General features: G+C 65.3%; 16 protein-coding genes. 7 read left to right on the top strand and 9 right to left on the bottom strand.

The annotated features are described in order from the left end of the window. The first annotated feature begins 103 nt into the window (after positions 1-103). From F3J20_RS28705 to F3J20_RS28725, 5 genes are all read left to right on the top strand, one after another. Complete coding sequence (locus tag F3J20_RS28705) at positions 104-754, top strand: DUF4286 family protein (protein WP_167039893.1); 651 nt, start codon at positions 104-106, stop codon at positions 752-754. Positions 755-855: 101 nt separating this feature from the next. Then, on the top strand, positions 856-2,187 hold the full coding sequence (locus tag F3J20_RS28710; RefSeq protein ID WP_240158831.1) for an MFS transporter: 1,332 nt from the start codon (positions 856-858) through the stop codon (positions 2,185-2,187). Positions 2,188-2,280: 93 nt separating this feature from the next. After that, positions 2,281-3,081 (top strand): sugar phosphate isomerase/epimerase, encoded by an 801-nt coding sequence (locus F3J20_RS28715; protein WP_167039892.1) that lies wholly within the window; start codon positions 2,281-2,283, stop codon positions 3,079-3,081. 162 nt (positions 3,082-3,243) lie between these two features. Further along, entirely contained in the window at positions 3,244-3,432 is a 189-nt protein-coding gene (locus F3J20_RS28720; protein ID WP_167039891.1) for a hypothetical protein, read from the top strand. Between the two features lie 118 nt (positions 3,433-3,550). Further along, entirely contained in the window at positions 3,551-3,829 is a 279-nt protein-coding gene (locus F3J20_RS28725) for a DUF1488 family protein (RefSeq protein WP_167039890.1), read from the top strand. Between the two features lie 98 nt (positions 3,830-3,927). Here the strand turns inward: F3J20_RS28725 and F3J20_RS28730 are convergent, their stop codons facing one another. From F3J20_RS28730 to F3J20_RS28745, 4 genes are all read right to left on the bottom strand, one after another. Then, positions 3,928-5,976: an acetyl/propionyl/methylcrotonyl-CoA carboxylase subunit alpha gene (locus F3J20_RS28730; RefSeq protein WP_167285540.1), complete on the bottom strand. Its 2,049-nt coding sequence runs from the start codon at positions 5,974-5,976 to the stop codon at positions 3,928-3,930. Positions 5,977-6,019: 43 nt separating this feature from the next. Continuing rightward, positions 6,020-6,805: an enoyl-CoA hydratase/isomerase family protein gene (locus F3J20_RS28735; protein WP_167285541.1), complete on the bottom strand. Its 786-nt coding sequence runs from the start codon at positions 6,803-6,805 to the stop codon at positions 6,020-6,022. 52 nt (positions 6,806-6,857) lie between these two features. Beyond that, the gene (locus F3J20_RS28740; protein WP_167285542.1) at positions 6,858-8,465 is read right to left on the bottom strand and encodes a carboxyl transferase domain-containing protein; all 1,608 of its coding nucleotides are present in this window, start codon (positions 8,463-8,465) and stop codon (positions 6,858-6,860) included. Between the two features lie 124 nt (positions 8,466-8,589). Then, positions 8,590-9,771: an isovaleryl-CoA dehydrogenase gene (locus tag F3J20_RS28745; RefSeq protein WP_167039884.1), complete on the bottom strand. Its 1,182-nt coding sequence runs from the start codon at positions 9,769-9,771 to the stop codon at positions 8,590-8,592. Between the two features lie 256 nt (positions 9,772-10,027). Between F3J20_RS28745 and F3J20_RS28750 the strand changes: the two genes are divergently transcribed. Next, positions 10,028-10,843, top strand: a complete 816-nt coding sequence (locus F3J20_RS28750) for a TetR/AcrR family transcriptional regulator (protein WP_240162942.1) — start codon at positions 10,028-10,030, stop codon at positions 10,841-10,843. A 111-nt stretch (positions 10,844-10,954) separates the two neighbouring features. After that, positions 10,955-11,476, top strand: a complete 522-nt coding sequence (locus F3J20_RS28755; RefSeq protein ID WP_205192678.1) for a ribonuclease domain-containing protein — start codon at positions 10,955-10,957, stop codon at positions 11,474-11,476. 105 nt (positions 11,477-11,581) lie between these two features. Here F3J20_RS28755 and F3J20_RS28760 read toward each other — a convergent pair whose 3' ends face one another. From F3J20_RS28760 to F3J20_RS28780, 5 genes are all read right to left on the bottom strand, one after another. Continuing rightward, a complete protein-coding gene (locus tag F3J20_RS28760) occupies positions 11,582-12,334 on the bottom strand; it encodes a hypothetical protein (protein WP_167285543.1) in 753 nt (250 codons plus the stop codon). 156 nt (positions 12,335-12,490) lie between these two features. Next, on the bottom strand, positions 12,491-13,474 hold the full coding sequence (locus F3J20_RS28765; RefSeq protein ID WP_167285544.1) for a hypothetical protein: 984 nt from the start codon (positions 13,472-13,474) through the stop codon (positions 12,491-12,493). Between the two features lie 20 nt (positions 13,475-13,494). Then, a complete protein-coding gene (locus F3J20_RS28770) occupies positions 13,495-14,100 on the bottom strand; it encodes an OmpA family protein (protein ID WP_167285545.1) in 606 nt (201 codons plus the stop codon). A 179-nt stretch (positions 14,101-14,279) separates the two neighbouring features. After that, on the bottom strand, positions 14,280-14,975 hold the full coding sequence (gene tagF / locus F3J20_RS28775) for a type VI secretion system-associated protein TagF (protein WP_167285546.1): 696 nt from the start codon (positions 14,973-14,975) through the stop codon (positions 14,280-14,282). Then, positions 14,972-15,738, bottom strand: a 767-nt coding sequence (locus F3J20_RS28780; RefSeq protein WP_275691493.1) for a type VI secretion IcmF C-terminal domain-containing protein, incomplete at its 5' end; no start/stop codon positions are given. The genes F3J20_RS28780 and tagF, both read right to left, overlap by 4 nt.

Here is a 15,738-nt window from a genome sequence, read left to right on the forward strand (position 1 = left end):
TTCCATAATATGCGACGCATGTAAAGGCGTGAACCGCGAGCGCGACATGCGCGTCCGGCGCGTCTTCGTCACCCGCACATCAGGCCACCAGGAGGAAAACCCCATGACCGCCAGCACCCACGGACTACTCGCAATATGGAGCACCGTTCAGGAGCCGTTCGAAACCGATTATCTGCACTGGCTCACGCGCGAGCACATATTCGAACGGGTCGGGGTGCCGGGTTTTCTCTCGGGCCGCGCGTACCGCCGGCGCGACAGCGCCCCGTCGGAATACGTGATCGTGTACACGCTGGAGAACGCCGCCGTCATGGCGAGCGAGGGATATATCGAACGACTGAACAATCCGACGCCGTGGACCCAGAGCGTCATGCCTCACCTCGGGCAGTTTCGTCGCGGCGGCGGCACGACGATCGTGCGTGCGGGCCAGCCCGGCGCTTTCGGTTCGCGCCTCGCGATCGCACGCTTCGACAGGTTGCCCGCCGCGGTCACGCAGGAAGCGCTCGACGCGATCGCGGCCCTCGATCGCGTGACGCAGACGTGGGTCATGACCGTCGCGCCGGATGCCACCTCGATCGCCACCCGCGAAAAGTCGATGCGCACGGGCACGGAAGGCATCTTCAACAGCGTCATGGCGGTCGAGGCACTGGACGACGCCTCGCTGAACCGGGCGACCGACGCCGCCCAGGCGTTGACGCGTCACGACTGCCGCTTCGAGCCGTACGACTTGGTTTTTTCCTTTAGCAAGACTCATTAATTCCAGGCCCATGCCGATGCACGGCCATGCCGCGTCGCGAGCCGGGTCTTGCGCTGCGGCATGCCGCACACCCAGGCCCATGACAATTCAGGAGACAGCATATGTCAGACGTCAATGTCGGATCGTTTGCCGACGATGCGATGCAGCAGGCCCAAACCCTCGAGCGCGCGGTCGTCAAGGCTAGAAACAGGCTGGTGCCGTTCCTGCTGCTGATGTTCGTCCTCGCGTTCATCGACCGGGTCAACGTCGGCTTCGCCAAAGCGCATCTGCAGGACGCGACGGGCATCAGCGACGCCTCTTATGCCTTCGGCGCCGGGCTGTTTTTCATCACGTATTTTCTCTTCGAAGTACCGAGCAATCTCGGCCTCAACCGTTTCGGCGCGAAGATCTGGATGTGCCGGATCATGGTCACCTGGGGCATCATCTCCACCGGCGCGGCCTTCATCAACGGCAACGTCTCGTTCTATCTCCAGCGGCTCCTGCTGGGCGCGGCCGAAGCCGGGTTCTTCCCCGGCATGGTCCTGTTCCTGACTTTCTGGTTCCCGGCGAAATGGCGTCTGCCGATCATCGCGCTGTTCTATTGCGGCACACCGCTCTCGTTCGTCATCGGCGCGCCGATCTCCAGCGCGATTCTCGGCATCGGTGCGCATCTCGGTCTTGAGGCGTACCAGTGGATGTTCGTCATCGAGGGGCTCGCCTCGGTCGTGGTCGGCATCTGGGCGTTTTTCTATCTCAGCGACAAACCGCAAAACGCACCGTGGCTCGATCAGCGCGAACGCAACGCACTGACGGCGGCCATCGAGGAAGAGGAACGCAAAAAGATCGCGGCGGGCCCGCACAGCATACTGGCCTGCCTGCGCGACGTCGGACTGCTGCGCTTCATCATCACGTACATTCTGATCGTGATGACCAATACCGTGATCCAGTTTTTCATGCCCTCGCAGGTCGCGAAGCTCATTGGACAAAACACCGGCGCACTGGTCGGCGTGATCGTGGCATTGCCGTGGTTCTGCGCGCTGATCGCCGTGCTGGTATTGCCCTCGCTCGCCAACAAATACCAGCGCAGCCGCTGGTGGGGCGCCGCCGGCCTCGTGGCGGCCGCCATCGGCCTGCTCGGATCGCTCTCGCATTCGCCGACGCTGGCGGTGGCCGCGCTGTGCTTCTCGCTCGCGGGCCTGTATGGATCGCAGCCGATCTTCTGGCAGTCGCTGACCAAATATCTCGGCGGGATGTCGGCCGTCGCCGGCATTGCCGCCGTCAACGCGATCGGCAACCTAGGTGGGTTCTTCGCGCCCAATATCCGCTCGATCACGGTATCGCTGTTCGGTTCCGCCGACCTTGGCACGGTTGCGCTGGCGTTCACGACGTTCCTCGGCGCCTTGCTGTTCCTCTTCCTGCCGCGCGGCGCGGCCATCACGAACGCAGCCGATTGAGCCGGCACGATCGCGTGGCGTAGCGTGGCATCGCGCCATGCTACGTCATGGCACGTGCCGACCCTCGCAGACTTCAGGTATCGACTGGACATCATGGAAAGACAGTATTCCTTAGCCCACCTCACGGTATTGCATCTCGCCCCCGCGGATGCGATACGCGTTGCCGCCCGCACCGGCTACGACTGCGTCGGCCTGCGCCTGATTCCCGCGCTGCCCGGCGCCCCGGCCTACCCGCTGATGAACGATCGCGACATGTTGCGCGAGACGCTCGCCTGCATGCGCGACACCGGCGTGCAGGTATTCGACGTCGAGATCGTGTGGCTGTACGGAACGTTTTCGGTCGACCACTACAGCAGCTTTCTGGAAACGGCGGCCGAACTCGGCGCCCGCAGCATTCTCGTCGGTGGCGGCGATCCCGACGAGCAGCGCCTCGCCGATTCCTATGCGAGGTTCTGCGAGGCGGCCAGGCCGTTCGGGCTCAATGCCGATCTGGAATTCATGCCCTGGTCGACGGTCCGCAATGCCGCCGACGCGCAGCGCATCGTCAAGCTCGCGGGCCGGCCGGCCAATGCCGGCATCCTGATCGACGCGGTGCACTTCGAACGCTCCAATACGTCGCTCGACGACCTGCGGGCGCTACCCGGCGATCTGCTGCACTATCTCCAGCTATGCGATTGCCCGGCCGGCATTCCGCCGACGATGGACAGCGTGATCCATACCGCGCGTCACGAACGTTTGCTGCCGGGCGAAGGGGGCATCGACCTGAAGGCGTTGTTGTCGAGCACGCCCGCCGGCCTGCCGGTCTCCATCGAACTGCCCAATGACTTTCGCATCCCCGCGCTCGGCTACGAGGAATGGGCACGACGCGCGCTCGTTGCGGCGAAGAACCTGTAACGAACCGCCCGATAACGGGCCGACGTTTTCGCGCGGTGATGCGGACGGCCACCGCGCGCCGTGCCGAAGCCTGACCGAAAACAGACATAGCATGACGCCGTCGTGACACCGTCCTGTGCACCGGCCGCGCGAATAATCATAATGAAATGACTTCGGCGCAGAATGAAGTTTGCCGAAGTCCGTGCGAACGAAATCATGCCGGGCGCCATCTCCGTGGCCCATGTGCGGCCCATGCATGGCGCGGGCGCGATTCAGCGCTCACTTCACGGCGAATTTTTTAAGCATCCTCTGAGCAAAAATCGGCTGTGCGCGCTCTGCACGCCGAGCCAGCTTCTGGCAATCTTTCACTAGCAGCCGGTCGTCGCGCGTAACGCGGCGCCGGGCATTTCGCCGTCAATGCCGGTTCACCCACAGACCAGGCAGGCGCGGTTTGTCATCCTGTCGATTCAGGCGTCCGAAGGAGTTCGCCATGTCGGTCTATGTCGATGAAGGGTTCCGGCCCTGTGTCACGGAATGCGCGACAGTCGCGTTCCGCGTGTGCTGCGACGATCGCGCGCAGATTTTCGAGGTCAGCGCCGATGCGCTCGTGAAGTTCTGCGGCGCGGCGAGCCGGCGCAAGCAGGACCTGCTCGTCGCATTCGAGGATGCGCAGCAGGAAATTCTTTCGGTTGCCGCGCAGAGATGGAAGTTCGTGCCGACCGAATCGGTACGGCTCGATCTCGACGAATTCCGTTTGGTCAGACATTAGGCACAGTGTCACCGCACGCAGCGGCCCGCGCGAAAGCGAAGCGCGCGGCGCCGCTTCTTACACTCGCCTTGCTTTAAGCGTTTCTCCCAGGTGCGCGCTTACTGCTGCACGTCGAGCACCAGAAGCTGCGCGCCATCGTCCACCTGATCGCCGACCGCATACAGCACTTCGGCGACCGTGCCGGCCGCCGGCGCACCGATCGTGTGCTCCATCTTCATCGCTTCCATGACGATCAGCGGCGCGCCCTTCTCGACCACCGCTCCCGCCTCGACCAGCACCGCGATCACCTTGCCCGGCATCGGCGCGGTCAGACGTCCTTCGCCGCCTTCGGCGTCGGCGGCATGCGCGAGCAGGTTCTGCCATTCGAACGCAAGCGCCTCGCCATAACAGAACACATGGAACGTGTCGCCGTCGACGAACACGCGGCCCGTCACGCGCGCGTCGCCGAGCGTCGCGCGGAATTCGTGCGCGCCCGCGCCGGCCGACCACGTAAAGCTTTCGCGCACGCCGTCGTGTTCGAGCGTTTGCGTGCCGCCGTCGCGCGCGAACCCGACCGTGAACGCCTCGCTGCCTGCGTGCTGGCCGCCGTCGTCGAGCGCGCGCCAGCCGAGCGTCTGCGTATAGCCGCTATTGAGCCGCCAATGCGACAGCGCATCCCACGGCGACGCACCGTGCGCGATGCCGCCCTCGCGCGTGAGCAGCGCCGCGCAGGCGAGCGCGAGTGCTTCCCTGAAGGGCTTTTTTACCGGCGCGAACAGCGCATCGTGATGACGCTCGATCAAGCCCGTGTCGAGATCGCCGCTCGCGAACGGCTCGCTCGCGACGATGCGCTGCAGGAACTCGACGTTCGTATGCGGCCCGACGACCTCGCACGCATGCAACGCACGCGCGAGACGCGCCAATGCTTCCTCGCGCGTCGCGCCGTGCACGATCAGCTTCGCGATCATCGGATCGTAGAACGGCGTGATCGTATCGCCCTCGCGCACGCCGCTGTCGATGCGCACCGGCGCCTTGCGGCCAGGCTCGCCGAGACCGGCCGCGTCGATCGCGAACTCGACGCCCTCGGGCATGCGCAGATGCCTGAGCGTGCCCGTGGACGGCAGGAAGCCGCGCGCCGGATGCTCGGCATAGATGCGCGCTTCGATCGCGTGGCCGTCGAGCTTCAGTTGCGGCTGCGCGAGCGGCAGCGCCTCGCCCGCGGCCACGCGCAATTGCCATTCGACGAGGTCCTGCCCCGTCACCATCTCCGTGACCGGATGCTCGACCTGCAGGCGCGTGTTCATCTCCATGAAATAGAACTCGCCGCTGCCGGTCATGATGAATTCGACCGTGCCCGCGCCGACGTAGTCGACCGCGCGCGCGGCGGCCACGGCCGCTTCGCCCATTGCGCGTTTGATGTCGGCGGCAAGACCCGGTGCCGGCGCTTCCTCGAGCACCTTCTGATGACGCCGCTGCACCGAGCAGTCGCGATCGAACAGATAGACCGCGCCGCCGTGCCGGTCCGCGAACACCTGCACTTCGACGTGACGCGGCCGCGTCAGATACTTTTCGATCAGCACGCGATCGTTGCCGAAACTGCTCGCCGCCTCGCGCTTGCACGACAGCAATGCGGCCGCGAAATCCGCGCTGCGCTCGACCACGCGCATGCCCTTGCCGCCGCCGCCCGCGCTCGCCTTCAACAGCACCGGATAGCCGATCGCATCCGCTTCGCGCTGCAAGAGCCGCGGGTCCTGATCGTCGCCGTGATAGCCGGGCACGAGCGGCACCGCGGCCGCGTGCATCAGCGCTTTCGCGGCGGCCTTCGAACCCATCGCGGCAATCGCCCCGACCGGCGGCCCGATAAAGACGATGCCGGCCGCTTCGCAGGCATGCGCGAAATCTTCGTTCTCCGACAAAAAACCGTAGCCCGGATGCACGGCCTGCGCGCCGGTCGCGCGCACGGCCTCGATGATGCGCTCGATGCGCAGATAACTTTCCGCCGCCGTCGAGCCGCCGATATGCACCGCTTCGTCGCAGGCGGCGACGTGTTTCGCGTTGGCGTCCGCGTCGGAATAGACGGCCACGCTCGCGATGCCGAGCCGCTTGCAGGTCGCGGCGACGCGGCAGGCAATCTCGCCCCGGTTGGCAATCAGGATCTTGTTGAACATGAGTGTCTCGATGAAGTGTGCGGTTCGGCGCCGGGTTGCTGTGTCAGCCGCGCCAGGACGGCGCGCGCTTGTCGAGGAACGACGCGATGCCTTCGCGGCCTTCCGCGCCGGCGCGTGTGCGCGCGATGCGCGCGGCGGTGTCTTCGATCAGCGCGTCGTTCAGTTCGCGGCCCGCGACGTCCTGCACGAGCCGCTTGCAGGCGCGCACTGCTTGCGGTCCGTTCGCGCACAGCGTTTGCGCGAGTTGCGCGACGCTCGCGTCGAGTTGCGCCGCGCTCACCGCTTCGCTGACCAGACCGAGACGCCACGCGGTCGCGCAGTCGAACGCTTCGGCCGTGACGAAATAGCGCCGCGCCGCCTGCTCGCCGAGCGCGCGAATCACGTAGGGCGCGATCGTGGCCGGAATCAGGCCGAGCCGCGCTTCGGAGAGGCAGAAATGCGCGCTGTCCACCGCGACGACGATATCGCAGGCCGAGATCAGGCCCATGCCGCCCGCGTAGGCGTCGCCCTGCACGCGCGCGATCACCGGCTTGTTGCAGCGGTACACGGCCGCCAGCATGTTCGCGAGCCGCATCGCATCGGCGCGGTTCTCGTCGTCCGAATAGCCGGCCATCTGCTTCATCCAGTTCAGGTCGGCGCCCGCGCAGAACGCCTTGCCGTTCGCGGCCAGCACGACCGCGCGCACGTCGTCGCGCGCATCGAGTGCGGTGAATGCCGAGGTCAGTTCGGCGATCATCGTTTCGTTGAACGCGTTGCGCACGTCCGGGCGATTCAGCATGAGCGTCGCGACCTGGCCGGCCACTTCGAACTTCAGCGTTTCGTATTGCATGCGTTGTGCTCCTTTACCGGGCTTTCCCGCACCATCGCGTCGTGGCGCGACATCACATTCTGAACACGCCGAAGCGCGTGTCTTCGATCGGCGCGTTCATCGCGGCCGAGAGGCCGAGACCGAGCACGTCGCGCGTTTGCGCCGGATCGATCACGCCGTCGTCCCACAGACGCGCGCTTGCATAGTACGGGTGCCCCTGATGCTCGTATTGCTCGCGAATCGGCTGCTTGAACGCCTCTTCCTCTTCGGCGCTCCACGCGCCGCCCCGGCTCTCGATGCCGTCGCGCTTGACCGTGGCCAGCACCGACGCGGCCTGCTCGCCGCCCATCACCGAGATGCGCGCGTTCGGCCACATCCACAGAAAACGCGGCGAATACGCGCGGCCGCACATGCCGTAGTTGCCCGCGCCGAACGAACCGCCGATGATGACCGTGAACTTCGGCACCTTCGCCGTCGCCACGGCCGTCACCATCTTCGCGCCGTTTCTCGCGATGCCTTCGTTTTCGTATTTGCGCCCGACCATGAAGCCCGTGATGTTCTGCAGGAACACGAGCGGAATCTTGCGCTGGCAGCACAGCTCGATGAAATGCGTGCCCTTGAGCGCCGACTCCGAAAACAGGATGCCGTTGTTCGCGACGATGCCGACCGGATGTCCCCAGATATGCGCGAAACCGCACACGAGCGTCGTGCCGTAGCGGGCCTTGAATTCGTCGAAGGCCGAGTCGTCGACGATGCGCGCAATTACCTCGCGGATATCGAAAGGCTTTCTCGTATCGACCGGAATCACGCCGTAGATACTCTTCACGTCATGACGCGGCGGCTTCGGCTCCTGCAACACGAGCGGCACCGGCTTCACGCGATTCAGATTGCCGACGATGCTGCGCGCGATCGCAAGCGCATGCGCGTCGTTCTGCGCGAGATGATCGACGACACCCGAAAGACGCGTATGCACGTCGCCGCCGCCGAGGTCCTCGGCGCTGACCACTTCGCCGGTCGCCGCCTTCACGAGCGGCGGGCCGCCGAGAAAAATCGTCCCCTGGTTCTTCACGATGATCGACTCGTCGCTCATCGCCGGCACGTAGGCGCCGCCCGCCGTGCACGAACCCATCACGACCGCGATCTGCGGAATGCCGGCCGCCGACAGATTCGCCTGGTTGTAGAAGATGCGGCCGAAGTGGTCGCGATCGGGGAACACGTCGTCCTGATTCGGCAGATTCGCGCCGCCCGAATCGACCAGATACACGCACGGCAAGCGGTTCTCGCTGGCGATTTCCTGCGCGCGTACATGCTTCTTGACGGTGACCGGATAGTAGGTGCCGCCCTTGACCGTCGCGTCGTTGCAGACGATCACGCACTCCTGCCCGGCAACGCGGCCAATCCCGGTGATGACGCCCGCGCCCGGCGCGTCGTCGTTGTACATGCCGTAGGCGGCCAGTTGCGAGAATTCGAGGAACGGCGTACCCGGGTCGAGCAGCTGCGCAATGCGCTCGCGCGGCAGCAGCTTGCCGCGGCTCGTGTGCTTGTCGCGCGCGGCCTGGCCGCCGCCCTGCGCCAGCAGTTCGACCTTCGCGCGCAGATCGGCGACGAGCGCTTCGAGCGCCGCCGCGTTCGCGCGAAAGTCGTCGGAACGCGGGTTCAGCTTGGATTCGATGATCGGCATGAAGTGACTCCAGGTTGCCGCTTTTTATGGGCCGACTTTAGGGCCGACTTTAGGCCGACTTTATGGGCCAACAAGCACGCCACAACGCACGACGCCATGACGCCGCAACGCATGCGCACTTGCGTCACAAAGTCTCGGCAAACAGCTCGCGCCCGATCAGCATGCGACGAATCTCGCTCGTGCCCGCGCCGATTTCATAGAGCTTCGCATCGCGCCACAAACGCCCGACCGGATACTCATTGATATAGCCATTGCCGCCGAGAATCTGGATCGCCTCGCCGGCCATCCACGTCGCTTTTTCGGCGGTATAGAGAATCACGCCCGCGCAGTCCTTGCGCACCTGGCGCACGTGCCCGCTACCGAGCGTGTCGAGCTGGCGCCCCACCGCGTACAGATACGCGCGACAGGCCTGCAGCGTCGTATAGAGATCGGCGACCTTGCCCTGGATCAGCTGGAATTCGCCGATCGACTGGCCGAACTGCCTGCGGTCGTGGATATACGGCACGACCGCGTCCATCACCGCGACCATGATGCCGGTCGGGCCGCCCGCGAGCACCGCACGTTCGTAGTCGAGGCCGCTCATCAGCACTTTCACGCCACCGTTGAGCTGGCCGAGAATGTTTTCTTCCGGCACCTCGACGTCCTGAAACACGAGTTCGCCCGTATGCGAGCCGCGCATGCCGAGCTTGTCGAGCTTCTGCGCGACCGAGAAACCCTGCATGCCCTTCTCGACGATAAACGCGGTAATGCCGCGCGAATTCGCCTCGGGATCGGTCTTCGCATAGACCACCAGCGTGTCGCAATCGGGACCGTTCGTGATCCACATCTTGGTGCCGTTGAGCACATAGCGGTCGCCCTTCTTCTCGGCGCGCAGCTTCATGCTGACGACGTCCGAGCCCGCGTTCGGCTCGCTCATCGCGAGCGCGCCGACGTGTTCGCCCGAGACGAGCTTCGGCAGATACTGGCGCTTCTGCGCGTCCGTGCCGTTGCGATGAATCTGGTTCACGCACAGATTCGAATGCGCACCGTAAGAAAGACCCACCGAGGCCGACGCGCGCGAAATCTCCTCCATCGCGACCATATGCGCGGTATAGCCCATGTTCGCGCCGCCGTATTCCTCGGCGACGGTCATGCCGAGCACGCCGAGGTCGCCGAACTTGCGCCACAGGTCCATCGGGAACTGATCGGTGCGATCGATTTCCGCCGCGCGCGGCGCGATTTCTTTGGCGGCGAACGAGGCGATGCTGTCACGCAGCATTTCGATTTCTTCGCCGAGCGGGAACTGCAAACCGGGCAGATTGCGCATTGCGGTATCTCCTGAGTTCATTGGCGGCCGGGCGCGGCTCGCGCTGTGCACGCCCAAACCACGCGCATCGCACGCCCAAACGTATCAACGCGCATTTCACGCCAGATTGACGTATGCGTCAATAGGTATTTTTGAGCGTTACTCAGAAATTTACGAACCGGCATCGGGCGCCAATTAGGTGCTAGTATCGCGACAATCAGGCATCAACCCTTTATCTTCCGCGCCAAGCGGCGTCACAAATCTGAATCCGACTCATATGACCGCTGCCGTAAAGACCCGATTGCCCGTCTCGCGCCGCGAGCCGGCCGGGCGCAAGTCGCAACAGCGCGTGAAGGAAATTCTTCAGGCCGGGCGCGACGTGTTCGCCGCCAAAGGCTACGAGCGCGCGACGACCGCCGAAATCGCGCAGCGCCTCGGCATTTCCGAGGCAACCGTGTTCAGCTATTTTCGCGGCAAGCGCGAACTCTGCGCGCGCGTGATCGGCGACTGGTACGACGAGATCATCGAGGCGATCGAAGCGGGCTTGCCGCGCGACGGCAGCGTGCGCCAGCAGTTCGCGTTCATCGTGCGCATGCATGTGCGGCTGATGCTCGTGAACGGCACGGACCTGTGCGCGCTCGTGCTGTCCGAAGGCCGCGCGCGTCATCACGAGTTGAGCGAAGCGCTGACCGAATTGCAGCGCCGCTACACCGCACCGCTGATGCGCGTGCTCGCCGAGGGCCAGCAAAGCGGACAGATTCGCGCGGACATGCCGCTGCGCCTGCTGCGCTCGATGGTATTCGGCCCGATGGAGCACGTGCTGTGGGACGCGACGCTGACGAACCGGCAGATCGATATCGACGCGACCGCGGATCAGTTGATCGACGTGCTATGGGCCGCGCTCACGCCGCCCGATCTCGCGCTGAGCGCGTTGCAGCGCTTTCGCGCGGAAGTGGCCGAAGCGAACCGGCGTTTCGAGGAGACCACCAGGATGGCCGAAACGGCGCAAGAGGCCGCGCAAAAGACAACGCAGGAAGCAGGCAGAAAAGCAGGCAGAAAAACGGCAAAAAAAACGGCGAACCCGAATCGTTGACGACACCGCGCATCTTGCGCCTCGAACGTCTTCAAAATTTCTACTTACGAATCGTCTTCCCTATGTCAATCCATCTTTCGCCACTGTGCCCTTCATGCGAGGATCAGGCCCATGCCCGGACCCGTCACCACGACCCACTACGATCATGCACTCGAAGAGCAAGGCATGCGCAAGCAAGGCATGCTCGGACGAGGCGGCAACATGGGGAACGCGCTTTTTTCGATCGACTATGATTGCCTGCCCCCCGAAGCCCGCCGCACGATCGACCTGATCATTTCGGATGGGCCCTTTCCTTATCCGGGGAAAGACGGCTCGTCGTTCGGCAACCGCTTCGGCGATCTCCCCAACGGCAAGTATCTCGAGTACACGGTCGCCACGCCGGGTGTGCGCAATCGCGGCGCGCGGCGCATCGTCGCCCGTGCAACCAATGGCATGCTGTTCTTTACCGCCTGCCATTACGAACGCGTCAGCGCGCGAGGCGGCACCGCGACCGAACGGGCCCAGGCGCAAATCGACGCGACGCAGGCGCTGGACCCGGAATGGCGCAACGGCTTCTACATCATCACCGGCATGACCCTCACGCTGCGCGACGAGGTCACCAAGGCGGTCAAGCGCCAGAACGGTGCCACATAATAAGCGGCGAAACATGAGCGGTGCCGCGTAGCGTGGCCGCCGAACCCGGCGGCCCGCACGCAAAAAGCGCTCACGCAAACATGAACGGCGCGGCGGTCTTCCCGCCTAGCCGAACATCGGCGGCGGGCGGACGATAATGACCTTGTCAGACTTGCCCAGTTGCAGATAATGCGGCCCACGATCCTTGTTGCGGCCGTTCCAGATGCGCTCTGAAATTTTCGGGCCGTAGTGTCCTTCGCCGTCATCGGCGCCATTCGACTCCGCCGTATAAAGAATGCCCTGCTGACAATCGACGTCGTAGATCAGCGCGATGTGCCCCGGCGACCGCGTTTCCACCTGTGCATCGTTCATCCATAGAATCATGTCGCTCGGCTGCACGTCGTCGAGCTCCCAGATCAGCGGGCTCTCGCCCGGCGGCCGATGGTTATGTTTGGCCTTGTTGATAAAGGTAAAGCAACTCGCGCCGCCGCTATATCGCTCGATATCCATGATCCCGAGCGCGTCGTAAAAGGCCACGACGAAGCCCGTGCAATCCACGCCGAGATTCCGGTCGGCCCATACCTGGATATTCTCGGGCTGGACCGTGCCCGAGTCGACCGCGAGCGTCAGAATATGCTCGCAGTCGTCCGGCGAAACTTTGCCGCAATTGGCCCGCGCAAATGCGCTGTCCTTCGGCCCGAGATGCTTCTTGAGCGCCGCCGTTCGCACCGCCGCGCGCGCCTGCGCTTTCGGGCTCGAATAGTCCGCGCCGATCATGTACTTGTTCAACGACACGCTCGTCGGCCATTCGCTGCTGCCGGCCTGGAGGTTCATGTATCGATCGACGAAATCGTCGGCGGTAAAAGTGTCGCTTGCCATGTGCTGTACTCCATAACAATCGTCGCGAGAGGTCCGGCCTTGCGGATCGCACTGCTCGCGCGCTCCGCGCGCCGGCGGCGTGTTGCTACTCTCCCGTGCCGCTTCTGCTCCCCCGCTTTTGCTTCCCCGTTTTTTTACTCCCCCGCTTTTACCCTCTTACTCGCCCCCTTGCGCCACCCGCTCCTGCAAGCGCCGCCGCACCTTGCCGACGTCGATGCCATCCGGCCCCGGCGTATCGACGATCGGCATATAAGCCGCGGGGGTATGCAGCAAATACGCCTGCATCTCGTCGATCACGATGCGGTCGCTCGGATCGTAGCCGAGGTTCGCCAGTTGCCGGGTCAACTCCGCGCGTTCCTCGTAGCTCAATTCCCGCCACCAGAACGAACGGCATGCGTGCGCGTAGGCATTATTCGAGAAGTACTGCCAATGCCCCAGTTCGTGACTGAGGATTGCCGCCCTGACCGCGGCGTTGATCGTCTCGCCGCCCGGTGCGGGACCGAGCCCCGGAATCGTGATCAGAAAATCGCGCGGACTCGCCGCTTTCCAGACGCCCTGCTCCTCGCGGATCAAACGCCATCGCACCAGAATCGCCTGCAAGGTACGCTCGCCCTGATTCAGCACCACGCCCTGCTCGCGCGCGAGTTCGAAAAAATGCGTCAGCTCGACGGTGCTGAAGTTGTTGCCCGCCGTCAGTCCCGCCGGATCGGCGCCGAAGCGCCGCGCGTGAGCCACCAGCGCCGCCGCCGACACCACGCGGTCGCGCGGCATGTCGCGCCTCTCGAGCAAGGCCACCACGCGCGAAAACATGGCGCCCTGCTGCGCGAGGCTGGCGGCCTGCATCACATGGAGTCCGGGCTGATCCGTCACGGTGAACAATTGCAGACGCGCATCGGACACCAGCGCGGCTTCGAGCTGGCCCAGCGGCAGACGGATGGCCCCGGTGTCGCCATCGACGGCGAGCGCGGGCCATGAGCGCGCGCCCGCTGCGTTCGATCCGCTCGACTCGCCTGATCCGTCCGGGCCATCGGCGGCACGCGCCGGCGCGTGCATGTCCACGGCAAGCGCGAACGCGGCGAACGTCACGAACAGCAGCGCCGCCCGTCTCGCGAGGGCGCAATACCCGCGATAGCGCGTCATCGGCGGCCTCCCGACAGTGTCTAATCCGTGACCGTGACGATCGTCACGCGGCGGTTCTCGGGCGCCGTCGGATTGCGCCGGTTCAGCGGATCGGCGGACCCCTTGCCGACCGACGACAGCCGCTCGGAGGCGATGCCGTCTTTCTGCGTCAGGTATTCGACCACCGCGGCGGCACGGTCTTCCGAGAGCTTCATATTGGCATCTGCCGAACCGCGCGGATCGGCATGCCCTTCGACGCGAAACCGGTAGGCCGCGAGCTTCTCGGACTGCAAGGCACCGGCGACCTTGTCGAGCGCGGCCTTCGCGCTATCGGTGAGCGTGGCCGAATTGGTGGCGAACGTGATGAGGATTTGCGCGGAAGGCGTTTTCGCCGGCGCGGGCCGCGGCGCGCCCGAGGGCGGCTTGTTCGACAGCACGAAGCCGCGCGTCACGATGTTGTCGTCGGGCCCGCCGGACTGCGCGGGTTCGAGCGCCCGCGTGACCGACTGCTCGTTGATGTCCTGCTCTTTCATCACCGGTTCGGCGGCTCGCGCGGCCGCGCACAGCGAGGACAAGGCGCACAGCGCGGCAACCAGAACCGCGCCTCGCGCGCGGGTTCCGGAAGCAGAATGTGTCAGGCGTGACATACGGAAATCTCCGCGGAATTGACCGGCCATCGGACCGCGAGGCCGCCAGCGCCTCGTCGCGGACCGTCGGCGAACATGGACGGACCCCGTTGCGGGGCAGCTTCATCCTTCAAAGACGAATGACGGGAAGCCAATTTGAAACCCGTCACCCAACCCAGGCCGACGCGGCCATGCCATCGCTACGCACCCGCGTGCGCAATCAATGCAGTCACCATGTCCCATTCATCCCTGCCGGCGTCGAGCAGACTCGCGAACTGCGCGCCGCTCGTCGCGCCCGCGCACCGTCGCGCGGACGGCGCCACGGCCGGCGATCCGTCGCTCCACCAGAGGCTCCGTCCCGCAGCGACGGTTTCGACCAGCAGCGCGGCGAAGCCGTCGGATGCATCGGATGCATCGGGTATGGCCAGCCGCCATGGCATCGCTTCGCGCCCCTCGTTGCACCAGCGCTCGGCGCGCACCGCCGCGTCGAAACCATCGAGCGTGAACTCCGGCGCGAGGGTCGACAGGGCCAATGCCACCAGCCGGTCATACCAGGCCTGTGCATCGGCCAGCCGTCGTTCGAGTTCGGCGGCCTCGATGGCCTGCGCGATCGTGAACGGAAAATAGCGCCCCACCCGGTCCACCCCCGGCGTCAGCACGCCCGCCCAGGCATGCGGGCCATACGGGCCCGCCGCCAGCGCGAAACACCACACGGGCGCGTTCAGATACAACGGCAGCCACTGCGCGCCGAAGCGCTGCCGCCCGAGCAGCATGCCGTTCTGCAAGCCCTCGTCCCACGGCATCATGAACTCCGCCGGCAAGCGGCGCGCGACGAAATCGCCATGCGTGCGCACCTTGCCGAAAAAACCGGGCGCGGCCGATGAGTCCTCGCTCATAACCGGTCCAGACAGCGGAACTGCTCGAGCGCGGCGCGGCGGAACGGGTTCACGATACTGCTGGCCGAGAGTTCGAAGGCCGCGCGCCGGCCATCCGATTCGAAACTCAACCGGAAGCGGTCGGGCTGCGAAGTCGGTTGCAGATGGGCGTCGTCCATCAGATGCAGCAGAGCCCACGGTCCGTCGGCCCGCGCCGCCGGCGCGTTGCCCGCCGGCGTGAACTCGACGTGCGCCTGGCCGGTGCCCTTGCCGCTCGGCCACTGGAACACCATCGACTGCGGCGTGTCGGGTTTGACGATCATCTGCTGCCCGTCGATGTCGAGCGTGAACTGCGTGATCGACGGATCGATCGTCAGCGGCTTCACCTCGAAGCGCACCGACACGTCGCGCCCGCCCGCGCGGAAGAACGCATCGCGAATCTGCGCCGCCCGCTGGAACTGGCCGAGCACTTCGACGGGGATGCCGAGCGTCTCGGCGCCGCTGCGCCAGCGCCATTGCGGCCCCGACATATCGACCAGCATCGCCAGGTTCTTCTGGAAGAAATCGTCGATCAAACCGCCCGGGCCGAGCAGGCGGCCGAAATCGTCGGGCGCGGCATCGCGCGTGGACCCGCGCACGAGCGGATAGCGGCCGTCGAGCGCCTGCCGGCACAGCTGCGCCACATTCGCCTGCCACAGCGCGTTGAGCCGCGCGCGCTCGCCGCCCGTCATCAGCGCGTCGGCGCCGGTCGCGACGTTGGCGGCGACCGCCGCCAGCGGCGGCG

The sequence above is a fragment of the Paraburkholderia sp. Cy-641 genome (assembly GCF_011752945.1).
In the GTDB taxonomy this organism is placed as follows: domain Bacteria; phylum Pseudomonadota; class Gammaproteobacteria; order Burkholderiales; family Burkholderiaceae; genus Paraburkholderia.